Origin of the sequence: Actinomadura verrucosospora (genome assembly GCF_039540335.1) — a bacterium.
GTDB classification, from domain to species: domain Bacteria; phylum Actinomycetota; class Actinomycetes; order Streptosporangiales; family Streptosporangiaceae; genus Spirillospora; species Spirillospora verrucosospora.
In genome coordinates this window covers 12,463-33,247 of sequence record NZ_BAABEV010000062.1, presented here as the reverse complement: position 1 = coordinate 33,247, position 20,785 = coordinate 12,463, and the positions used below count along the sequence as shown (strand labels likewise).

The window sequence follows — 20,785 nt, the reverse complement described above, 5'->3', positions numbered from 1 at the left end:
CCGTCTCGACGACCCCGAGGGAGACCCGTGCCCATCGACGACCTGACCGCGTTCGGCCCCGACTTCGCCTGGGGGGCGGCCACCTCCGCCTACCAGGTCGAGGGGGCCGTCGCGGAGGACGGCCGCGCCCCCTCCATCTGGGACGCCTTCTGCCGCGTCCCGGGCGCGATCGCCGGGGGCGACACCGGCGACGTCGCCTGCGACCACTACCACCGCTGGCCCGCGGACCTCGCGCTCATGGCGGAGCTGGGCCTGCGCGCCTACCGGTTCTCGATCGCCTGGCCGCGCGTGCTGCCCGCCGGTGGCGGCCCGGTCAACGCGGCCGGGCTCGCGTTCTACGACCGGCTCGTGGACGCCCTGCTCGCGGCCGGGATCGAGCCCCACCCGACCCTGTACCACTGGGACCTGCCGCAGGAGCTCCAGGACCGCGGCGGCTGGCCGTCCCGCGACACCGCCGGGCGTTTCGCCGAGTACGCCTCCGTCGTCGCCGCGGCGCTGGGGGACCGCGTCACCTCGTGGGCGACGCTGAACGAGCCGGTGTGCGCGGCCTGGATCGGGCACCTGGAGGGGGCGATGGCGCCCGGCGTCGCCGACATCCGCGCGGCCGTGCCCGCGGCGTACCACCTGCTGCTGGCGCACGGCCTCGGCGTGCAGGCCGTGCGCGCCGCCGCCCCCGGCGCCCGCGTCGGCGTCGTCAACCTGCTCACCGACTGCGAGCCGGGCGGCGAAGGCGAGCGGGACGCGGCGGCGGCGCGGCGCGAGGACGGCCACCACAACCGCTGGTGGCTCGACCCGATCCACGGCCGCGGGCTGCCCGCCGACATGATCGAGGAGTACGGGGTGGAGCCGCCGGTGCGGTCCGGCGACCTGGAGGCGATCGCCGCCCCGCTCGACTGGCTCGGCGTCAACTACTACCGCCGGTCCGTCACCGTCGACGACCCCGGCGGCCCGCCGCCGCGCACCCGGCAGATCACCCCGCCGGGGACGCCGCGCACCGGCATGGACTGGGAGATCCACCCGGACCGGCTGGCGAAGGTCCTCGTCCGCGTCACCGAGGACTACGCGCCGCGCAGCGTCATGGTCACCGAGAACGGCGCCGCCTACGCCGACACCGTGACGCCCGGCGGAGCCGTCCACGACGCCGAGCGCACCGCCTACCTGGAGGCCCACCTGTCGGCGTGCGCGGCGGCGATCCGCGCGGGGGTCCCCCTGGACGGCTACTTCGCCTGGTCGCTGCTGGACAACTTCGAGTGGGCCTACGGGTACGCGCAGCGGTTCGGGCTCGTGCACGTCGACTTCGCGACCCAGGAACGCCGCGTCAAGGACAGCGGGCGCCGCTACGCCGAGATCATCCGCGCGCACCGGGACCTCCGGGCGCGGCCCCTGGCGTCCCGCTCTCTAGAGTGAGGGCCGACCGGCTCAGGCGAGGTGAGGAGGCCGGGTGGGCGGGATCCTTGTGGCCAACCGGGGAGAGATCGCGCTGCGGATCGTCCGGGCCGCGTCGGAGCTGGGCCTGCGGACGGTCGCCGTGCACACCCGCGACGACGCCGCCTCGCCGCACACGCGGCGCGCCGACGAGACGCGCGCCCTGCCCGGCGACGGCGCCGCCGGCTACCTCGACGCCGGCGCGCTGGTCGCCGCCGCGAAGGACGCCGGCGCCGCGGCCGTCCACCCCGGCTACGGCTTCCTGAGCGAGAACGCGGGCTTCGCCGCCGGCTGCGCCGCCGCCGGGCTGGCCTTCGTCGGCCCGCGCCCGGAGCTGCTGGAGCTGTTCGGCGACAAGGCCAGGTCGCGCGCCCTGGCGCGTGAGGCGGGCGTGCCCGTGACGCCCGGCACGCCCGGCGCGACGAGCCTCGCCGGCGCCGAGGCGTTCGCCCGCGAGCACGGCACCGTCGTGATCAAGGCCCTCGCGGGCGGCGGCGGGCGCGGCATGCGCGTCGTCACCGGGCCCGCCGCCGTCGCGGACGCCTACGAGCGGTGCCGGTCGGAGGCGCTCGCCTCCTTCGGCGGCGGCGAGCTGTACGCCGAGAAGTACGTCCCGCGGGCCCGCCACATCGAGGTCCAGGTCGCGGGCGACGGCTCCGGCGCCGTGACCCACCTGTGGGAGCGCGACTGCAGCGTCCAGCGCCGCCACCAGAAGCTGATCGAGATCGCCCCCGCGCCCGCGCTGCCCGCGGGCGTCAGGGACGCGCTGCTGGACGCCGCCCTCCGCATGGCCGCCTCGGTCCGCTACGAGAGCCTCGGCACCTTCGAGTTCCTCGTCGACGGCGAGGAGTTCTGGTTCCTGGAGGCCAACCCCCGGCTCCAGGTCGAGCACACCGTGACCGAGGAGATCACCGGCGTCGACCTGGTGAAGGCGCAGATCAGGCTGGCGCTGGGGGAGGACCTCGCCGGAGTCGGCCTGGCCGCGCCGCCGCGGGCGTCCGGCTGCGCCGTCCAGGTGCGGGTCAACGCCGAGACGATCGGCGCGGACGGCGCGCCGCGCCCGAGCGCCGGGACGCTCACCGCGTTCGCGCCGCCGTCCGGTCCCGGGGTTCGCGTCGACACCCACGGGTACGCCGGCCACCGCGCGAGCCCGCGCTACGACCCGCTGCTGGCCAAGGTCGTCGCCCGCGCGGAGGACCTGCCGTCCGCCGCCGCCCGCGCGCACGGCGCCCTCGGCGAGTTCGAGATCGCGGGAGTGGCGACGAGCATCCCGCTGCTGCAGGGCGTGCTGCGCCATCCCGGCTTCACGGCCGGCGGCGCGCGCACGTCCTTCATCGACGACCACCTGCCCGAGCTGCTGGCGAGCGAGCACTGCCGGTACTACGTCGAGACGGCCCCGCGCACCGCCGGGCCGGGGCCCGCGGCCGGCCCGGACGCGCCGCCCGGCACGGTCGCCGTCCCCGCGCCCACGCAGGGGACGGTCGTGAGCGTCGAGGTGGCCGAGGGCGACCTCGTCGGGGCCGGGGCTCCGCTGCTTGTCCTCGAAGCGATGAAGATGGAGCACGTCGTCCGCGCCGGAGAGGCGGGCGTCGTGCGGGCCCTGGCCGCCGCGCCCGGCGACACCGTCGCCGAGGGCGCGCCGCTGCTGTTCACCGAGCCCGCCGAGGGGGGCGGCGAGCACGCCGCCGAGGACGAGGCGGCCGATCTCGACCTGATCCGCGCCGACCTCGCCGAGACGCTGCGCCGGCACGAGAGCGGGCTCGACGCGGCCCGCCCCGAGGCGGTGGCCCGGCGGCACGCGCGCGGCCGCCGCACCGCGCGGGAGAACATCGACGACCTGTGCGACGCCGGGACGTTCACCGAGTACGGCGCCCTCGTCATCGCCGCGCAGCGGCGGCGCCGCTCCCTCGACGACCTCATCGAGCGCACCCCCGCCGACGGCATGGTCTGCGGCATCGGGGACGTCGACGGCGCGCAGGCCGTCGTCCTGTCCTACGACTACACGGTCCTCGCCGGGACGCAGGGCCACCTGAACCACCGCAAGACCGACCGCATGCTCGACATCGCCCACCGCCGCCGCCTGCCGCTGGTGCTGTTCGCCGAGGGCGGCGGGGGACGCCCCGGCGACACCGACACCACGACCGTCTCCGGCCTGGACGTCACAACGTTCCACGCCATGGGGCGGCTCAGCGGCGCCGTCCCGTCCGTCGGCGTCGCGAGCGGGCGCTGCTTCGCCGGGAACGCGGCCCTGCTCGGCTGCTGCGACGTCATCATCGCCACCCGGGACGCCAACATCGGGATGGGCGGCCCCGCCATGATCGAGGGCGGCGGCCTCGGCGTCTTCGCGCCCGAGGAGATCGGCCCGGTCGGCGACCAGGAACCGAACGGCGTCATCGACCTCGTGGTGGACGACGAGGCCGAGGCGGTCCGGGCGGCCCGCCGCTACCTGTCCTACTTCCGGGGCCCGTCGGACGGCTGGGCCTGCGACGACCAGCGCGTCCTGCGGCACCTCGTCCCGGAGAACCGGCTGCGCGCCTACGACGTCCGCCGGGTCGTCGCGCACCTCGCCGACACCGGGTCGGTGCTGGAGCTGCGCCGCGCGTTCGGGATCGGGATCATCACCGCGCTGGTCCGGATCGAGGGCCGCCCGACGGGCCTGATCGCCAGCAACCCCGCGCACCTCGGCGGCGCCATCGACCGCGACGCCGCGGACAAGGCCGCCCGGTTCCTGCAGCTGTGCGACGCGCACGGCCTGCCGGTGGTGTCGCTGTGCGACACCCCCGGCTTCATGGTCGGCCCGGACGCCGAGCGGACCGCCACCGTCCGGCACTTCAGCCGCCTGTTCGTCATCGGCGCCAACCTGCGCGTCCCGATCGTCACGATCGTGCTGCGCAAGGGGTACGGGCTCGGTGCGCAGGCCATGGCGGGCGGCGGGTTCAGGGCGCCGCTCGCGACCCTCGCCTGGCCCACCGGCGAGATCGGCGGCATGGGGCTGGAGGGCGCCGTCCGGCTCGGCTTCCGCAAGGAGCTGGAGGCCGCCGAGGACCCGCGCGCGATGTTCGAGGAGATGGTCGCCGCGGCCTACGAGCACGGCAGGGCGCTCCACGCGGCCACCGTGTTCGAGCTGGACGACGTGATCGACCCGGCCGACACGCGGCGCTGGATCACCGCGACGCTGGCCGCCGCCCCGCCGCCCGGCGACCGTCCCCGCCCCTGGATCGACACGTGGTGAGGCGCGGCCCGGCGCGGTAGGCGTCCCGCACGCGGGGATCGGCCCGCACCTCCGCCGGGGGCCCGGCGGCGATCACCTTGCCGTCGTCCAGGACGTGCAGGACGTCGCAGACGCCGAGCACGGGCTCGATCTCGTCCTCGACGACCAGCACCGCCAGCCCCTCTCCGGCCAGGTCGCGCAGCAGGACCTCCAGCGCCCGCGCGTGCCGCACCGGAAGGCCCGCCCACGGCTCGTCCAGCACGAGCACGGCGGGTTCGGCGGCCAGTGCCCGCGCCAGGTCCGTCAACCCGGCGACGCCGGGCGGCGCGTCCCGGACCGCCCTCCCGGCGTGGGCCTGGATGCCGACCCGGGCGAGCAGGGCGTCGGCGACGGCGCCCGCGTCGCGGCGCGCCTCGAGACGGCGCCGCCACCGCTCCCGCGCCGTGCGGCCCGGCTGCTCGCGGGTCATCGCGTGCCGGGCCGCGGCGGCCCGGACGGCCTCCCGGACGGTCGCCGGCCCCGCCGCGCCCTCCCGCTGGAACGTGCGGGCGATGCCGCGCCGGGCCCGCTCACGGGCCGCGCTGCGCGTCAGGTCGGCGTCGTCCAGCAGGACCGCGCCCGCCGCCGGGCGCCGCAGCCCCGTGATCACGTCGCACAGCGTCGTCTTCCCGGCGCCGCTCGGCCCGACCAGGCCGGTGACCGTTCCGGGCGGAGCGGTCAGCCCCGCCCCGTCGACCGCCGTCAGCGCGCCGAAACGGACCGTCACGTCCCGCACCCGCAGGCCCTCCGCAGCGGTCATGGCCTCCGCCCTCCGCGCCTCGTGTGATGTGGATCACTGGCGGATCCACACCCTACTGAGGAGCGCGGGCGGCGGCAACGGACCGGCGGGAGGCCGGCGGCGGTCAGGTCGCCGGGGGACCGAGCCGGTCGCGCGTCCACTCCTTCACCCCGGCGACGAACGCCTCGACGTCGGCGGCCTTGCCGGAGGCCATCTCGCCGAACCAGTCCGGCACGTACCGCTCGAACCGCCCGCTCTCCAGGACTTCCAGGACGGCCGCGGCCACCTCCTGCGGGGGCAGCGCGTCCGACAGGTCGCTGAGCGGCGGCTCGTTGCCGGGAAGGGCGAACAGCTCGGTCCCGGCGATGAGCGCGGGCTGGATCACGTGGGCCAGCACGCCCGTGCCGTCCAGGTCGACCGCCATGCTCTCCCAGAACGCCGTGAGCGCCGCCTTGGACGCGGAGTAGGCGGCCTCGTGCGGCGGGCCGAGCCGCGCCGCGACCGAGCCCACTGCCACCAGGTGCCCGCGCCCGCGCGCGACCATGCCGGGCAGCAGCGCCAGCGTGAGCCGCACGGGGGACAGGTAGTTGAGGCGCATCACCTCGTCGGCCTCGGCGGGGGACAGGTCCTGGACGCGGCGCCGCTTCGGCATCCCCGCGTTGTTGACCAGCACGTCGACGCCGCCGAGCTCGCGCTCGGCCTCGGCGGCGAGGTCGGCGACCGCGTCGGGGTCGGCGAGGTCGGCCGCCCACATCGCCGAGTCAGGGGCGTGCTCGCGACACCGGGAGAGCACCTCCGAGAGCCTGTCCTTGCGCCGCGCCACCAGGCCGACGCGCGCGCCGGCGGCGGCGAGCGCCTCCGCCACCACGGCGCCGATGCCCGACGAGGCTCCCGTGACCAAAGCGGACCGTCCGGTGAGAGTCGCCATGCGGACCAACGTCACACAGCCCGCCCCCACCGGCAAGGCGCAGCGCCGACGCCCCCCGAGGGCGGTGCGCCGGAATGTCCGGCGGCGCCCGTGCCGTGTCGGTAAGGTAGTGGGTTTCGCCCCCCCTCGCCACTCTCGCAGCCGGAGGTCTGTCCGCATGCCCGCCGAGTCCGCCGACCCATCCGAACCCGCGGTCCTGGCGGCCGAACGCGCCCACCTCGCCGAGTCCCGCGCCGCCCTGCGCCGGATGCGCGAGCACGCCGCGAGCCTCTCCGCCGACGTCGCCGCCGACTGGGTCTCCAGGCAGTTCCTGGAGTCGCTGCTCGACCAGCGGGTCGAGGCGCTCGCCGACCACCCCGACACCCCGCTGTTCTTCGGCCGCATGGACCGCGACGGCGCGGCCGGCCCCGACCTGCCCGCCGTCATGTACGTGGGACGGCGGCACGTCCACGACGGCGAGGAGGGACGCCCCCTCGTGCTGGACTGGCGCGCCCCCGTCTCCCGGGCCTTCTACCAGGCCGGGCCCGCGGACCCGATGGGCTGGCGGCTGCGGCGGCGCTTCGGGTTCCGGGCCGGCGAGCTGACCGCGTTCGAGGACGAGCCCCTCGACGGCGGCGACCCGCGGCCGGGGGCGGGCCCGTCCAGGATCCTGACCGAGGAGATCGAGCGCCCCCGGACCGGCCCGATGCGCGACATCGTCGCCACGATCCAGCCCGAGCAGGACGAGATCGTCCGCGCCGACCTGCCGCTGAGCGTCTGCGTCCAGGGCGCGCCCGGCACCGGCAAGACGGCCGTCGGCCTGCACCGCGCCGCCTACCTGCTGTTCACGCACCGGGAGCGGCTGTCGCGGTCCGGCGTGCTGATCGTCGGGCCGAACCGCGCCTTCCTCGCCTACATCTCGGCGGTGCTGCCCGCGCTCGGCGAGGTCCGGGTGGAGCAGGCCACGATCGACGACCTGCTCGGCCCGCCGCTCGGCGACGAGCCCGCGGCCGCGGCCGCCCTCAAGGGCGACGCCCGGATGGCCGACGTGCTGCGCCGGGCGCTGTGGCTGCACGTCCGCAAGCCGGAGGAGGGGCTCGTCGTCACGCGGGGCGCGGCGCGCTACCGGCTCGCCGACCACGAGATCCGCGAGATCGCCGCCGCGCTGCGCGGCACCACCCGGTACGGCAGCGGGCGCGCCGCGTTCGCGCAGCGGCTCGCGCACCAGATCCTCGTGCGGATGGAACGGCGCGGCGAGGCCCCCGACGACCGCGTCCAGGACCAGGTCGCGCGGAGCCGGCCGGTCAGGCAGGTCCTCGACGCGGTGTGGCCGAAGGTGAGCGCCGAGCAGGTCCTGCACCGGCTGCTGTCGGACGCGGACCTGCTGCGCGCGGCCGCGAAGGGCGTGCTCGACGAGGACGAGCAGGCCGTCCTGCTGACGGCGAGGCCCGCCCGCTCGCACCGCTCCGCCAAGTGGACCGCCGCCGACCGGGCCCTGCTGGACGAGCTGAACGACCTCATCGAGCGCACGACCTCGCTCGGCCACCTGGTGGTGGACGAGGCGCAGGACCTGTCCGCGATGCAGCTGCGGGCGCTGGGGCGCCGCTGCGCGACGGGCTCGGCGACCGTCCTCGGCGACCTCGCGCAGGGCACGACCGCGTGGTCGGCCCGCACGTGGAAAGAGGTCCTCACCCATCTCGGGCAGGACGGGGAGGTCACCGAGCTGACCCTCGGGTTCCGCGTTCCGGGCACCGTCCTCGACTTCGCCGCCCGCCTGCTCCCGCACGTCGCGCCCGGGCTGGAGCGGCCGCGCTCGCTGCGCGCCGGCGCCGGGGCGCTCACCGTGCGGCGCGTCGCCGACCTGGCCGCCGCGACGGTCGAGGCCGCCCGCGACGCCCTCGCCCGCCCCGGTTCGGTCGGCCTGATCGTCCCGGACGCGCGGGCGGGCGCGCACGCGGCGGCGCTGGAGGCCGCCGGGCTGGAGCACGAGGTCCTCGGGCCGGAGTCGGCCGGCGCCGGACGGCTGCTCGTCATCCCGGCGACCCTCGCCAAGGGCCTGGAGTACGACCACGTGATCGTCGCCGAGCCCGCCGCCATCGCCGCCGCCGAGGTCCGCGGCCTCGCCCGCCTGTACGTCGTGCTGACCCGCGCCGTCACCACGCTGACCGTGCTGCACGAGGACGACCTGCCCGCCGAGCTGGCGGCGCCGTAGCCGGGCGCCCTATCCGGAGGCGCCCGGCCGGCCCGGGCGCTCCCGCGGGCGCAGCCCCTCGAAGACGATCCGCAGGACGTCCTCGCGGGCTCCGGCGCGTCCCGCCGCGTAGGACATGCCGGCCAGCAGCGCCATGACCTCGCCCGGGCCGACGTCGGCGCGGACGGCGCCGGTCTCCTGCGCCCGGCCGAGGAGGACTCCGAGGGCGGCCTTCAGGTCCGGTCCGGCGCGCCCGGTGGCCTCCCGGGCGTCGACGCCGGCCTCGGCCAGCGCCTCGGTGACGGCCTGCTTGGCGGCCGCCTGCGAGACCACCCGGGTGAAGAAGCCGAAGAACGCCGCGCCCGGGTCGGCCGCGGCCCGCAGGTCCCGCGCCTCGGCCGCCAGCCGCTCCAGCAGGGCGACGAGCACGGCCTCCAGCAGCGACTCCTTGGTGGGGAAGTGCCGGAACACCGTCCCGATGCCCACCCCCGCCTTGCGCGCGACCTCCTCGGTGGAGGCGGAGGTCCCCTGGACGGCGAAGACCTCCTCGGCCGCGGCGAGGACCTTGGCGCGGTTGCGCAGGGCGTCGGCGCGCAGCGGCCTGCCGGGGGCGGGTGACGTCATCGCTGCCTTCCGTTGACAAGTGGAGTCTTGGCTCCGTATTTTCTCATGCGGAGCCCGTACTCCGATTCTAGGGGAGACCGCATGTCAGAGTTCGCCAGCCCCCGGGCCGTCTTCCAGCGGCTGATCGACGGGATCACCGGGCTGCGGCCGGAGGGCCTGCCGCAGCTGTACGCGGAGGACGCCGTGGTCGTGCACCCGTTCGCCCAGCCGGCGTCGCGGCTGGAGGGCCGGGAGGCGCTGCGCCGGCACTTCGAGCAGCTGGAGACGCTGCCCGTGGAGCTGAAGGCGCGCAACGTCGTCGTGCACGAGACCGCCGATCCCGAGGTGATCATCACGGAGTTCGAGTACGCGGGCCGCAACACCGCGAACGGGCGGGAGTTCGTCGTGCCCAACATCTTCGTCCTGCGGGTGCGCGACGGGCACATCGTGGAGTCCCGCGACTACGCCCACCACCGCGCGTTCGACGAGGCGATGGCGTGACGCCCCCGGGCGCCGCGTCCCCGGGCGGGGTGCTCGCGCGGCGCGGCGGTTGACTGGCCGTCCCGGCCGTTCCTAGGGTGGACGCGTCGGCATACCGACCGGTTGGTATGCCCCGTTCCGGGTGGCCGCCGCCACCCACGCCCCGCGCGGAGGCCCCGTGAGCACAGCACCGCCCGACGCCGACGAGCTGAGCAGGCGGGTCGGCGAGTTCCTCGCCGCCCACGACCCCGCGGCGACCGCGCCCCCGGAGTTCCTGCGGGCCCGGTTCGACGCCGGGCTCGCCTGGGTGCACTACCCCGAGGGACTCGGCGGGCTCGGCGCCCCGCGGCACCTGCAGCCCGCCGTCGACCGCCGGTTCGCCGAGGCGGGCGCCCCGACCAACCATCCCGAGCGCAACGGCATCGGGCTCGGCATGGCGGCCCCGACGATCCTCGCCTTCGGCACCGAGGAGCAGAAGCGCCGCTTCCTGCGCCCGCTGTGGACCGGCGAGGAGCTGTGGTGCCAGCTGTTCAGCGAGCCCGGCGCCGGCTCCGACCTGGCCGCGCTCGCCACCCGCGCCGTCCGCGACGGCGACGCCTGGACGGTCAACGGGCAGAAGGTGTGGACGTCCATGGCGCACGAGGCGCGCTGGGCGATCCTCGTCACCCGCACCGACCCGGACGTCCCCAAGCACCGCGGCATGACCTACTTCGTCTGCGACATGACCGCGCCGGGCGTCGAGGTCCGCCCGCTGCGGCAGATCACCGGCGAGGCCGAGTTCAACGAGGTGTTCCTCACCGACGTCCGGATCCCCGACGAGCACCGGCTCGGCGAGGTCGGGCAGGGCTGGCGGGTCTCCACCACGACGCTGATGAACGAGCGGGTCGCCATCGGCGGCGGCGCCGCGCCGCGCGAGAGCGGCATGATCGGCGTCGTCGCCGCGCTCTGGCGGAACCGCCCCGAGCTGCGCACCCCCGGCCTGCACGACGCCCTGCTGCGCGCGTGGGTGGAGACCGAGGCGGCCCGGCTCACCGGGGCGCGGCTGCGCCAGCAGCTCACCGCCGGGCAGCCCGGCCCCGAGGGGTCGGGCGCCAAGCTGGCCTTCGCCAGGCTCAACCAGGAGGTGTCCGGCCTGGAGCTGGAACTGCTCGGCGAGGAGGGCCTGCGCTACGACGACTGGACGATGCGCCGCCCCACCGAGGTCGACTTCACCCGCCGCTCGCCCGGCTACCGCTACCTGCGCGCCAAGGGCAACTCCATCGAGGGCGGCACCTCGGAGATCCTGCGCAACATCATCGCCGAGCGCGTCCTCGGCCTGCCCGGCGAGATCCGCGTCGACAAGGACGTGGCGTGGAAGGACCTGCCCCGATGAGCGACCTGCTGTACGGCGAGATCGAGAACGACCTCCGGGCGAGCGTCCGCGAGGTGCTGGGCGACCTGGCGCCCTGGGCCTCTGTCCTCGCGGGCACCGAGAAGGACGAGCCCTACGACGCGGCGCTGTGGCGGGCGATCGCCGTCCAGCTCGGCTGCGCCGGCCTGCCCGTCCCCGAGGAGCTCGGCGGCGCCGGCGCCACCTGGCGCGAGACCGCCGTGGTGATGGAGGAGCTGGGCCGGTCCGCGGCGCCCGTCCCGTTCCTCGGCAGCGCCGTGATCGCCACGGCGGCGCTGCTGGCCGCCGGTGAGCGGGAGCTCCTCCCGCGGCTCGCCGCGGGTGAGCGCATCGCGGTCCTCGCGGTCCCGTTCAGCACCGCCCCGGACGCCGTCCCGGTGACGGCCGAGGCGGCCGGCGGCGCGCTGACCGGCGAGGTCACCGGCGTCGCCGACGGCATGGCCGCCGACGTGCTCCTCGTCCCGGCGGGGGACGGCCTGTACGCGGTGGACGCCGCCGACGCCCGCCGCACCGCCGTGACCTCGCTCGACATGACCCGCCGGCTCGCCGACCTCGCCTTCTCCGCCGCCCCGGCCCGGCGCGTCGCCGAGGGCGACGGCGCCGTGCGGGCCGCGCTGCGCACCGGCGCCGCGATGCTGGCCTCCGAGCAGCTCGGGCTCGCCGAGCGCTGCCTGGACGACACCGTCGCCTACGTGAAGACGCGCTATCAGTTCGGCCGTCCGATCGGCTCCTACCAGGGCCTCAAGCACCGGCTCGCCGACCTGTGGACCTCGGTCACCCAGGCCCGCGCCGTCGCCCGGCACGCCGCGTCCTGCGCGGCCGCGGGCGACGAGGACACGCCGATCGCGGTCGCCGTCGCGCAGGCGCACTGCTCGGCGGTCGCCCTGAAGGCGGCCGAGGAGTGCGTGCAGATGCACGGCGGCATCGGCTTCACCTGGGAGCACCCGGCGCACCTCTTCCTGAAGCGCGCCAAGGCCGACTCCATCGCCCTGGGCACGCCCGACCGTCACCGCGCGGCCCTCGCCGCGCTGGTGGACCTGCCCCCGGCCTGACGGCGGCGCGCCACCGGCGGCGCCTGACGGCGCACGGGCGGCCCCGCCCGGAAGGTGCGGGGCCGTCCGGCTAGCCGGTGATGACCGCCAGAACCCGGGCGCCCTCAGGGAAGGCGCCGCGCCCGGCCAGCGCGAGGACGCCGAACATCATCTTCGCGGTGTAGATCCGGTCGAGGACGATCCCGTGCCGGCCGGCGAAGTCGGCGGCGAACGCCTCCAGCTCGGGGGTGGTCCTCGCGTAGCCACCGAAGTGGAAGTCGTCCTGGACGCTCCAGTCGCCGCGCCGCCCGCCGTAGGTCTCGCGCTGGAGGCGCTCCACCTCGCCCGCCATGAAGCCGCCCTTCAGCACGGAGAACCCGACGGCGCGCTGCCGCGGGGCCAGCCCGGCGGCGAGCCCGGCCAGCGTCCCGCCCGTCCCGCAGGGGCAGCACACCACGTCGAAGCCCGGCACCTCCGCGCCCAGCTCGGCGCAGCCCCGGACGGCCGGCGCGTTGCTCCCCCCTTCCGGCAGGAGGTAGAAGTCGCCCCACCGCTCGCGCAGGGCCTCGACGACGTCGGGTTCGTGCTTGCGCCGGTAGGTGGCGCGGTCCATGTAGGCGAGGCGCATGCCCATGCGCCGGGCGTGCGCGAGCGTGGCGTTCAGCGGCAGGTGCTCCTCGCCGCGGATCACGCCGATGGTCGCGAAGCCGTACATCGCGCCCGCCGCCGCGACGGCCCGGATGTGGTTGGAGTAGGCGCCGCCGAAGGTCAGGAGCGTCCCGTGCTCGCGCGCCGGCCCGATGTTGTGCCGGAGCTTGCGCCACTTGTTGCCCGGCAGCTCCGGGTGGACCAGGTCGTCGCGCTTCAGGAAGAGCCGCAGCCCCCGGCGCGCCGCCCGCTCGTCCGCCAGCTCCACCACCGGCGAGGCCGTCCCGGAGGAAGGAGTCATGGCAGCGGCAGGCCGAGCTTCTCGCGCAGCGTCCGCTGCACCTCGTCGATGCCCGGCCGCGCGTCGACGGTGACCACGTACTCCTTGCGGCCGAACAGCTCCAGGATCGGTTCGGTCCTCTCGTGGTAGTCGCGCAGCCGCTCGGCGAGCGCCTCCTCCGTGTCGTCCTCGCGGGACACCAGCTCGCCCCCGCACACGTCGCAGCGCCCCTCCTGCGTCGGACGGTCCTCGATCAGGTTGTAGTCCATCCCGCACCTGTTGCACAGCCGGCGGGCCAGCACCCGGCGGCGGACCTCCTCGTCCGGCAGGTCCAGATGGATCACGCCGTCGATGTCGTAGCTCTCCAGGAAGAACTCCGTCTGCCTCCGGCTGCGCGGGAACCCGTCGACGACGAACCCGTAGTTCCAGTCGTGCTGGGCGAGCCGGTCCCGCACGACGCTCTCGGCGAGATCGTCCCCGACCAGCTCGCCGGACGCCATGACGCGCCGCACCTGGGCCCCGAGCTTGGTGTGGTTCTTGACGTGCCAGCGGAAGATGTCTCCGACGCTGATGTGCACGATGTCCAGATCGCGCGCGAGGAGCCCGGCCTGCGTGCCCTTGCCGCTGCCGACAGCGCCGATGATGACGTACTTGCGCATGGGGGAGAGCCTATGCGCGCCGCCCCGGTCAGAGCGGGAGGCGCAGGCGGCGGCCCAGCCTCCGGAAGCGGGAGTCGGGCGCGCTCTCGGGTGACTCGTCCCGCACCGCCAGGCTCTCCAGCAGCGTGTCGAACGCGGGCGGGCGGACGCACACCAGCGTCGCGCGGGCCCTGCGGGCGCAGTGCAGCCGCACCGACGGGCGCAGCAGCCGCGAGAACGGGCCCCGGGCGCCGTGCCCGACGACCAGGATGTCGTCGTCCCCCGCCAGGCGCACCAGCGTCGCGCCCGGCTCCCCGACGAGCGCCAGCGCGGTCATCTCCACGCCCTCGGGCGGGCCGCCGCACACCTCCGCCAGGAGCCGGGCGATGAGCTCGGCGCCGGAGCCGCGCAGCGCCTCGGTGATCCCGCAACCGAGCTGGCCCGCCGCCGACACGTGCGGGGGCAGCGGCGCGGCGTGCGCGACCAGCAGCGGCAGCCGGCGCAGCCGCGCCTCGCCGATCGCCCAGGAGAGCGCGCAGCGCGCACCCGCGGAGTCGTCCACCCCCACCACGACGCGGGGCCCGCCCTCCGGTCTCGCGATCACGGTCCCTCCTGTGGCCGCCGGGTGACAGCAGTCTAGACAGAAGGCATACCCGTTCCCACGCGAGAGTTCCAGGTTCCGGCGGCACGGGTTCGCGGGACACCGGGTCCGCGGCGCGTCGGGGGGAGGGCGTGGCAGCTGGACCATCAGGCGCCGAGCGGGGCAGACTTCCGGTATGGCCGCACCGCACGAGCACGACTCCTCCTGCGCCGTCGCGCACGGCGACGCCCCGCACGAGACGGGGGAGCGGACGCTGGTCGCGGTGTTCGCCGGCCCCGTCGCCGACCACCTGCTGCGCTACGGCGCCGACCTCGGCTACCGCACGTTCCTCGTCGACCCCGACAAGGACCGCGGCGGCACGGCCGACCTGCCGCCCCTGGACGCCACCGCCGACGTCGTCGTCACCGACCACCACCGGCCCGAGCTCGGGCCGGTCCTGCGCGACGTGCTGACGCAGCCGGTCCGGTGGGTCGGCGTCATGGGCAACCCGCGGCACCCCGCGCCGCACATCCCGGCCCTCACCGAACTCGGCGTCCCCGCGGCCGACATCGCCCGCGTGCACCGCCCGATCGGCCTCAACATCGGCTCCCGGACCCCCGCCGAGATCGCCGTCGCGACCCTCGCCGGCCTGATCGCCGACCGCAACGGCCGCCCCGGCGGCTTCGAGTTCTAGTGCTGGCGGTCGCCTACGACGCCTTCGCCGGGCCGCTGGAGATCCGGGAGCTGCCCGACCCGGCGGCGCCGCCCGGCGGCGCGGTGATCCGGGTCGAGGCCACGGGCGTGTGCCGCAGCGACTGGCACGGCTGGCAGGGCCACGATCCCGACATCCGCGCCTTTCCGCACGTCCCGGGGCACGAGCTGGCGGGCACGGTCGAGGAGACCGGCGCCGGCGTCACCGGACTGCGCCCCGGCGACCGCGTGACCGTCCCGTTCGTGTGCGCCTGCGGCCGCTGCCCGTCCTGCCGGGCGGGCGACCAGCAGGTCTGCGAGGCCCAGACCCAGCCCGGCTTCACGCACTGGGGCTCGTTCGCCCACTACGTCGCGATCGACGCCGCCGAGGTGAACCTGGTCCGCCTGCCCGACGAGATGGCCTCCACGACCGCGGCCGCGCTCGGCTGCCGGTTCGCCACCGCGTTCCGCGCCGTCCTCGCGCAGGGGCGGGTGCGGGCCGGCGAGTGGACGGCGGTGCACGGCTGCGGCGGCGTGGGGCTGTCCGCCGTGATGATCGCCGCGGCGGCCGGCGCGCGGGTCGTGGCGGTCGACGTGTCGCCGCAGGCGCTGGAGCTGGCGCGCCGCTGCGGCGCGTCCGCCGTCGTCGACGCCGCGGCCCACGACGACGTGGCCGAGGCCGTGCGCGATGCGGCCCACGGCGGCGCCCACGTCTCGCTGGACGCGCTCGGCAGCCCGGCCACCGCCCGCGCCTCGGTCGAGTCGCTGCGCCGCCGCGGCCGGCACGTCCAGGTCGGGCTGCTGCCGCCCGGCGCGGGCGCCGACCTGCCGATGGAGCGGGTGATCGGATGGGAGCTGGAGATCGTCGGCAGCCACGGGATGGCCGCCCACGCCTACGGCCCGATGATGGAGCTGGTCCGCGCCGGGGCGCTGCGCCCCGACCTGCTGGTCGGCCGCGTCCTGGCCCTGGACGACGCCCCGGCCGCCCTCGCCGCGATGTCGGGCGCCGGGATCACGGTGATCGAACCTCAGCGCCGGCGGCCGCCCGGCGACGGCGCCGGGCGCGACCCCGGGGCGCGGGCGTAGGATCCGAGGTGATGCCCGTGTTCTGTCAGTGGGCTCGTCTACGGTCGGAGGCGACGGCGCCCGCCGCCCTCGCCGCCCTGGCGATGCCGCCCAGCAGAGGTGACGACCACCATGCCCGACACCATGCCGAACACCGTCGAGACAGACCGTGACTTCCAGTCGCTGGCCGACCCGTACCGGCGGGAGCTGCTGGCGCACTGCTACCGGATGCTCGGCTCCATCCACGACGCCGAAGACCTGGTGCAGGAGACCTACCTGCGGGCGTGGCGCTCCTACGGCGGCTTCGAGGGCCGCTCCTCGCTGCGCACCTGGCTGTACCGCATCGCGACGAACGTGTGCCTGACCGCCATCGACCAGCGCGGCAACCGGCCCATGCCGTCCGGCCTCGGGGCGCCGAGCGACGAGCCCGAGCGGCCCGTGGTGGCCTCGGACGAGGTGCCGTGGCTGGAGCCCGCCCCCGACGCCGTGCTCGGCGCCGACGCCGCCGACCCGGCGACCATCGTCACCGCGCGCGAGAGCACCCGGCTGGCGTTCGTGGCGGCCCTGCAGCACCTGCCCGCCAAGCAGCGCGTCGTGCTGATCCTGCGGGACGTGCTGAAGTGGCGGGCCGCCGAGGTGGCCGAGCTCCTCGACACCTCCACCGCCGCGGTCAACAGCGCGCTGCAGCGGGCCCGCGCGCAGCTCGACGAGAACGCGCCCCTCCGCGACGAGCTGGTCGAGCCGACCGACCCCGGCCAGCGCGACCTCCTTGAGCGCTACGCGAAGGCGTTCGAGACCGCCGACATCGCGAGCCTGATCGAGCTGTTCAAGCAGGACGTCGTCTGGGAGATGCCGCCCTTCCCGCAGTGGTTCGTCGGCGCCGACCACGTCGTCCGGCTCATCAAGGCCCAGTGCGGCCCCACCCCCGGCGACATCCGGATGGTCCCGGCCGCCGCGAACGGGCAGCCGGCCTTCGGGCTCTACATGCGCGACGACGAGGGGGTGCACCGCGCGTACCAGATCCAGGTGCTGAGCGTCACCGGCGACGGCGTCGCGCACGTCTCGGTCTTCTTCGACACGAGCCTGTTCCCGGTGTTCGGACTGGCCGAGAGGCTCTGATCGCGCCCCTCGTCTTCCGCTGGGCGGAAGCCGGGCTCCGGCGCCCGCCGCGCCGGCTGCGAGGCTGGTGGCCGGGCCGCGGCCGAACGAACGCGTCCCGGTGGAAGTCGAGCAGGAGGGGACGAGGCCATGACGAACCCGCCGTACCTGTACCCGGGCTACAGGAGCACCGTGCTCCGCGCCCCGTCCCACGACCTGGTCATGCCGAAGACGGGCCCCGACAGCGTCGAGCTGACCTCCCCGGTCTTCGGGCACCAGGAGCTGGGGCGGAGGGACCACGACCTCACCGTCCAGCACGCCGGCGAGCCGCTCGGCGAGCGGATCGTCGTGACCGGCCGCGTGCTCGACGGCGCGGGCCGCCCGGTGCGCGGGGCGCTCGTGGAGGTCTGGCAGGCCAACGCCGCCGGCCGGTACCACCACCTCGGCGACGTCCACCCTGCGCCGCTCGACCCGAACTTCACCGGCGCCGGGCGCTGCCTGACCGACGGCGACGGCCGCTACCGGTTCGTCACGATCAAGCCGGGCGCCTATCCGTGGGGCAACCACCACAACGCCTGGCGGCCCGCCCACATCCACTTCTCGGTGTTCGGCACCGCCTTCACCCAGCGGCTCGTCACCCAGATGTACTTCCCCGGCGACCCGCTGTTCGCCTACGACCCGATCTTCCAGTCGATCCCCGACGAGCGGGACCGGGAGAAGCTGGTCTCCCGCTTCGACCTGGACGCCACCACACCGGAGTGGGCGCTCGGCTACCAGTGGGACATCGTCCTCGGCGACACCCCGGCGGAGGCCTGATGAGCACGCCCTCTCCCACGCCCTCGGCCATGACGCCGTCGCAGACGGTCGGCCCCTTCTTCGGCCACGCGCTGCCGTACGAGGCCGGTCCGCAGGTGGTCCCGCCGTGGCGGCCCGACGCGATCCGGGTGCGCGGGCGCGTCCTGGACGGCGCGGGGGAGCCGGTGCCGGACGCGCTCCTGGAGATCTGGCAGGCCGACGGTGACGGCGAGGTCCCGCGGCGCCCCGGCGGCATCGTGCGCGCCGGGCACGGCTTCTCCGGCTTCGGCCGGTGCGGCACCGACGCCGACGGCGGCTTCTGGTTCAGTACCCTCAAGCCCGGCGCGATCGGGGAGAGCGCTCCCTACATCGCCGTGCTGGTGTTCGCCCGCGGCCTGCTCAAGCCGGTGTTCACCCGGCTCTACTTCCCCGAGGACGCGGCCGCCCACGCGTCGGATCCGCTGCTCGGGGCCGTCCCGCCGGAGCGGCGCGCGACCCTGGTCGCCGAACGCGAAGGGGAGCGGGAGTACCGGTTCGACGTCCGCCTCCAGGGGGACGGGGAGACGGTGTTCCTTGCCTTCTGACGAGCGCCCGCCGCCGGCCGGCGGGCCCGGGCCCGCGCAGGAGCCCGGCCCGGCGCCGGACGCGGGACTGCTGTCGCCCGTCCGGGCGGGGACGGAGGCCGAGGCCGCCACCAGCGACCGGGCCTACCTGACCGCCATGCTCGACGCGGAGGCGGCGCTCGCCCGCGCGCAGGCCCGGCTCGGCCTCGTCCCCGCCGCCGCCGCCGCGGCGATCACCGCCGCCGCGGACGCGGACCGGTTCGACCTGCCCGGCATCGCCCGCCGGGCGCGCGGCTCCGGCAACCCCGTCGTGCCGCTGGTCGCCGATCTGCGCGCGCTCGCCGGCGCCGCGGGCGAGCACGTCCACAAGGGCGCCACCAGCCAGGACATCGCCGACACCGGCGCCATGCTCGTCGCGGCCCGCGCCAGGCGCGTCGTCCTCGCCCACCTCGACCGGGCACTGGACGCGCTGGCCGGGCTCGCGGCGCGGTACCGCGACACTCCGATGCCGGCCCGCACCCTCGGCCGGCAGGCGCTGCCGACGACGTTCGGCGCCAAGGCCGCGGGCTGGCTCATGGGCTGCCTGGAGGCGCGCGAGGGCCTCGCCGCCGTGTCGCTGCCCGTCCAGCTCGGCGGCCCCGCCGGGACGCTGGACGCCTTCGGCGACCGGGCCTTCGACCTCGTCGAGGCCTACGCGGAGGAGACCGGGCTGGCGCGGCCCCTCCTGCCGTGGCACACCCGCCGCACGCCCGTCGCCCGGCTCGCGGCGGCGCTGGCGGTGGCCGCAGGCGCCCTCGGCAAGATCGCCACTGACGTGTGGCTGCTGGCGCAGAGCGAGGTCGGCGAGGTCGCGGAGGCCGCGGGCGCGGGCCGGGGCGGCTCGTCGTCGATGCCGCACAAGCGCAACCCGGCGCTGTCCGCGCTGGTCCGGTCCGCCGCCCTGCAGGTCCCGGCGCAGGTCCAGGTGGTCCTCGCCGCGCAGGCCGCGCCGCACGAGCGGCCGGCGGGGGAGTGGCACGCCGAGTGGCAGCCGCTGCGCGAGTGCCTGCGGCTGACCGGCGGCGCCGCCGAGACGGCCGCCGAGCTGCTGGACGGCCTGGAGGTGTCCACCGAGCTGATGCGCGCCGACCTCGACGACCTCCTGGACGTCCTCGGCGACGACCCCGGGACCGGGGCCGCCGCCGACCTCGTGGGCCGGGCCCTCGACGCCTACCGCGGGAGCCGCGCGTGATCGCCGCGCCGCGGCACCGCCTGGACGGGCCGGACGGCGCGCCCGTCGTCGTCCTCGGCCCGTCCCTCGGCACCTCCATGGACCTGTGGCTCCCGCAGCTTCCCGCGCTCACGCGCGCCTGGCGCGTGCTGCGCTACGACCTGCCCGGCCACGGCGGCGCGCCGGCGCCCGCCGGCCCGTTCACCGTCGACGACCTCGCCGGCGGGGTCGTCGCCCTGCTGGACGGCCTCGGCGTCGAGCGGGCCGCCTACGCCGGGGTGTCGCTCGGAGGCGCGGTCGGGACGGCCCTCGCGCTGCGCGCCCCGGAGCGCGTCGCCAGCCTGGTCCTGTGCTGCACGTCCCCGCGCTTCGGCGACCCGAGGGCCTGGCGCGAACGCGCCGCGCTGGTCCGCCGCGAGGGGGTCGGCGCCGTCGCCGCCGGCGCCGCGGAACGCTGGTTCACGCCGTCCTTCACCGGCGCGGAGCCCTACGTGGCGATGCTCCGGGCCACCGACGCCGAGGGCTACGCCCGTTGCTGCGAGGCCCTGGCCGCGTTCGACGCGACCGCGCGCCTGGCCGAGGTCCGCGCGCCGGCCCTGGTGGTCGCCGGGGCGCAGGACGGCCCGACCCCGCCGCGCGGCCACGCCGACCGGCTCGCCGCCGGCATCCCGGGCGCCCGCCTCACGGTGGTCGAGGGCGCCGGGCACCTGGCGAACGCCGAACGCCCCGCCGAGGTCACCGAGGCGATCACCGCGCACCTGGACCGCACCTGGAAGGGAGCCCGCCGATGAGCGAGCGCATGTCCGACGGGGAACGGCACGCGCAGGGCATGAGGACGCGGCGGGAGGTGCTCGGCGACGCCCACGTCGACCGCGCCGAGGCCCGCAAGGACGGCTTCACCGCCGACTTCCAGGACCTCATCACCCGCTACGCGTGGGGCGACGTCTGGAGCCGCCCGGGCCTGGACCGCAGGACCCGCAGCTGCGTCACGCTGACCGCGATGGTCGCGGGCGGCCACCTGGACGAGCTCGCCATGCACGTCCGCGCGGCGCTCCGCAACGGGCTGACCCCCGACGAGATCGGGGAGGTGCTCCTGCAGACGGCGATCTATTGTGGAGTGCCCGCCGCGAACTCGGCGTTCGCCGTCGCCCAGCGGGTACTGAACGAACGGGAGTGACGGGCGCGGGCCCGGGCGGAGGAGC

General features: G+C 76.3%; 20 protein-coding genes. 14 read left to right on the top strand and 6 right to left on the bottom strand.

The window, feature by feature from the left end:
* Positions 1-27 precede the first annotated feature (27 nt).
* Together ABD944_RS38865 and ABD944_RS38860 are read left to right on the top strand one after the other, a co-directional pair.
* Positions 28-1,407, top strand: coding sequence for a GH1 family beta-glucosidase (locus ABD944_RS38865; RefSeq protein WP_345186277.1), 1,380 nt, complete (start codon positions 28-30; stop codon positions 1,405-1,407).
* 34 nt (positions 1,408-1,441) lie between these two features.
* A complete protein-coding gene (locus ABD944_RS38860; protein WP_345186274.1) occupies positions 1,442-4,657 on the top strand; it encodes an acetyl-CoA carboxylase family protein in 3,216 nt (1,071 codons plus the stop codon).
* Here the strand turns inward: ABD944_RS38860 and ABD944_RS38855 are convergent.
* A complete protein-coding gene (locus ABD944_RS38855) occupies positions 4,590-5,435 on the bottom strand; it encodes an ATP-binding cassette domain-containing protein (protein ID WP_345186271.1) in 846 nt (281 codons plus the stop codon). The two genes, ABD944_RS38860 and ABD944_RS38855, sit on opposite strands and share 68 nt — an antisense overlap.
* Before the next feature lie 103 nt (positions 5,436-5,538).
* On the bottom strand, positions 5,539-6,342 hold the full coding sequence (locus ABD944_RS38850; protein WP_345186269.1) for an SDR family NAD(P)-dependent oxidoreductase: 804 nt from the start codon (positions 6,340-6,342) through the stop codon (positions 5,539-5,541).
* A gap of 157 nt (positions 6,343-6,499) precedes the next feature.
* On the opposite strand from ABD944_RS38850, the gene ABD944_RS38845 reads away from it, so the two are divergent.
* Complete coding sequence (locus ABD944_RS38845; protein ID WP_345186265.1) at positions 6,500-8,533, top strand: HelD family protein; 2,034 nt, start codon at positions 6,500-6,502, stop codon at positions 8,531-8,533.
* 9 nt (positions 8,534-8,542) lie between these two features.
* On the opposite strand, the gene ABD944_RS38840 is transcribed toward ABD944_RS38845, so the two are convergent.
* Positions 8,543-9,136, bottom strand: a complete 594-nt coding sequence (locus ABD944_RS38840) for a TetR/AcrR family transcriptional regulator (protein WP_345186262.1) — start codon at positions 9,134-9,136, stop codon at positions 8,543-8,545.
* Positions 9,137-9,217: 81 nt separating this feature from the next.
* On the opposite strand from ABD944_RS38840, the gene ABD944_RS38835 reads away from it, so the two are divergent.
* The 3 genes from ABD944_RS38835 (at position 9,218) to ABD944_RS38825 (ending at position 12,037) form a co-directional block, all read left to right on the top strand.
* The gene (locus ABD944_RS38835) at positions 9,218-9,616 is read left to right on the top strand and encodes a nuclear transport factor 2 family protein (RefSeq protein WP_345186259.1); all 399 of its coding nucleotides are present in this window, start codon (positions 9,218-9,220) and stop codon (positions 9,614-9,616) included.
* Between the two features lie 157 nt (positions 9,617-9,773).
* Positions 9,774-10,967, top strand: a complete 1,194-nt coding sequence (locus ABD944_RS38830) for an acyl-CoA dehydrogenase family protein (RefSeq protein WP_345186256.1) — start codon at positions 9,774-9,776, stop codon at positions 10,965-10,967.
* Positions 10,964-12,037: an acyl-CoA dehydrogenase family protein gene (locus tag ABD944_RS38825; RefSeq protein ID WP_345186253.1), complete on the top strand. Its 1,074-nt coding sequence runs from the start codon at positions 10,964-10,966 to the stop codon at positions 12,035-12,037. Before ABD944_RS38830 ends, ABD944_RS38825 begins: the two co-directional genes overlap by 4 nt.
* Before the next feature lie 70 nt (positions 12,038-12,107).
* On the opposite strand, the gene ABD944_RS38820 is transcribed toward ABD944_RS38825, so the two are convergent.
* The 3 genes from ABD944_RS38820 to ABD944_RS38810 are packed head-to-tail and all read right to left on the bottom strand — an operon-like array spanning position 12,108 to position 14,186.
* Complete coding sequence (locus ABD944_RS38820) at positions 12,108-12,965, bottom strand: 1-aminocyclopropane-1-carboxylate deaminase/D-cysteine desulfhydrase (RefSeq protein WP_345186249.1); 858 nt, start codon at positions 12,963-12,965, stop codon at positions 12,108-12,110.
* The gene (locus ABD944_RS38815; protein WP_345186247.1) at positions 12,962-13,603 is read right to left on the bottom strand and encodes an adenylate kinase family protein; all 642 of its coding nucleotides are present in this window, start codon (positions 13,601-13,603) and stop codon (positions 12,962-12,964) included. The genes ABD944_RS38820 and ABD944_RS38815 overlap by 4 nt, the downstream gene beginning before the upstream one ends.
* A 28-nt stretch (positions 13,604-13,631) precedes the next feature.
* Positions 13,632-14,186, bottom strand: coding sequence for a universal stress protein (locus ABD944_RS38810; protein ID WP_345186244.1), 555 nt, complete (start codon positions 14,184-14,186; stop codon positions 13,632-13,634).
* 172 nt (positions 14,187-14,358) lie between these two features.
* On the opposite strand from ABD944_RS38810, the gene ABD944_RS38805 reads away from it, so the two are divergent.
* From ABD944_RS38805 to pcaC, 8 genes are all read left to right on the top strand, one after another.
* Positions 14,359-14,856, top strand: a complete 498-nt coding sequence (locus tag ABD944_RS38805) for an XdhC family protein (protein ID WP_345186241.1) — start codon at positions 14,359-14,361, stop codon at positions 14,854-14,856.
* Positions 14,856-15,938 carry a zinc-dependent alcohol dehydrogenase family protein gene (locus ABD944_RS38800; RefSeq protein WP_345186239.1) on the top strand — a complete coding sequence of 361 codons (1,083 nt, stop codon included), beginning with the start codon at positions 14,856-14,858 and terminating at the stop codon, positions 15,936-15,938. The genes ABD944_RS38805 and ABD944_RS38800 overlap by 1 nt, the downstream gene beginning before the upstream one ends.
* A gap of 111 nt (positions 15,939-16,049) precedes the next feature.
* Positions 16,050-17,036 (top strand): sigma-70 family RNA polymerase sigma factor, encoded by a 987-nt coding sequence (locus ABD944_RS38795; protein WP_345186235.1) that lies wholly within the window; start codon positions 16,050-16,052, stop codon positions 17,034-17,036.
* 129 nt (positions 17,037-17,165) lie between these two features.
* Positions 17,166-17,831 carry a protocatechuate 3,4-dioxygenase subunit beta gene (gene pcaH / locus ABD944_RS38790; RefSeq protein WP_345186233.1) on the top strand — a complete coding sequence of 222 codons (666 nt, stop codon included), beginning with the start codon at positions 17,166-17,168 and terminating at the stop codon, positions 17,829-17,831.
* Positions 17,831-18,394, top strand: a complete 564-nt coding sequence (gene pcaG / locus ABD944_RS38785) for a protocatechuate 3,4-dioxygenase subunit alpha (RefSeq protein ID WP_345186230.1) — start codon at positions 17,831-17,833, stop codon at positions 18,392-18,394. The genes pcaH and pcaG overlap by 1 nt, the downstream gene beginning before the upstream one ends.
* Positions 18,384-19,604, top strand: a complete 1,221-nt coding sequence (gene pcaB, locus ABD944_RS38780) for a 3-carboxy-cis,cis-muconate cycloisomerase (RefSeq protein ID WP_345186226.1) — start codon at positions 18,384-18,386, stop codon at positions 19,602-19,604. The genes pcaG and pcaB overlap by 11 nt, the downstream gene beginning before the upstream one ends.
* Positions 19,601-20,374 (top strand): 3-oxoadipate enol-lactonase, encoded by a 774-nt coding sequence (gene pcaD / locus ABD944_RS38775; RefSeq protein WP_345186223.1) that lies wholly within the window; start codon positions 19,601-19,603, stop codon positions 20,372-20,374. Before pcaB ends, pcaD begins: the two co-directional genes overlap by 4 nt.
* Positions 20,371-20,760, top strand: a complete 390-nt coding sequence (gene pcaC / locus ABD944_RS38770) for a 4-carboxymuconolactone decarboxylase (protein WP_345186220.1) — start codon at positions 20,371-20,373, stop codon at positions 20,758-20,760. Before pcaD ends, pcaC begins: the two co-directional genes overlap by 4 nt.
* Positions 20,761-20,785: the final 25 nt, after the last annotated feature.

Excerpts from the sequence above, each read along its gene's own strand:
- ABD944_RS38855 (WP_345186271.1), bottom strand. The coding sequence starts at position 5,435 with ATGACCGCTGCGGAGGGCCTGCGGGTGCGGGACGTGACGGTCCGTTTC.
- ABD944_RS38850 (WP_345186269.1), bottom strand. The coding sequence starts at position 6,342 with ATGGCGACTCTCACCGGACGGTCCGCTTTGGTCACGGGAGCCTCGTCG.
- ABD944_RS38845 (WP_345186265.1), top strand. The coding sequence starts at position 6,500 with ATGCCCGCCGAGTCCGCCGACCCATCCGAACCCGCGGTCCTGGCGGCC.
- ABD944_RS38840 (WP_345186262.1), bottom strand. The coding sequence starts at position 9,136 with ATGACGTCACCCGCCCCCGGCAGGCCGCTGCGCGCCGACGCCCTGCGC.
- ABD944_RS38835 (WP_345186259.1), top strand. The coding sequence starts at position 9,218 with ATGTCAGAGTTCGCCAGCCCCCGGGCCGTCTTCCAGCGGCTGATCGAC.
- ABD944_RS38825 (WP_345186253.1), top strand. The coding sequence starts at position 10,964 with ATGAGCGACCTGCTGTACGGCGAGATCGAGAACGACCTCCGGGCGAGC.
- ABD944_RS38820 (WP_345186249.1), bottom strand. The coding sequence starts at position 12,965 with ATGACTCCTTCCTCCGGGACGGCCTCGCCGGTGGTGGAGCTGGCGGAC.
- ABD944_RS38815 (WP_345186247.1), bottom strand. The coding sequence starts at position 13,603 with ATGCGCAAGTACGTCATCATCGGCGCTGTCGGCAGCGGCAAGGGCACG.
- ABD944_RS38805 (WP_345186241.1), top strand. The coding sequence starts at position 14,359 with ATGGCCGCACCGCACGAGCACGACTCCTCCTGCGCCGTCGCGCACGGC.
- ABD944_RS38795 (WP_345186235.1), top strand. The coding sequence starts at position 16,050 with ATGCCCGACACCATGCCGAACACCGTCGAGACAGACCGTGACTTCCAG.
- pcaH (WP_345186233.1), top strand. The coding sequence starts at position 17,166 with ATGACGAACCCGCCGTACCTGTACCCGGGCTACAGGAGCACCGTGCTC.
- pcaG (WP_345186230.1), top strand. The coding sequence starts at position 17,831 with ATGAGCACGCCCTCTCCCACGCCCTCGGCCATGACGCCGTCGCAGACG.
- pcaC (WP_345186220.1), top strand. The coding sequence starts at position 20,371 with ATGAGCGAGCGCATGTCCGACGGGGAACGGCACGCGCAGGGCATGAGG.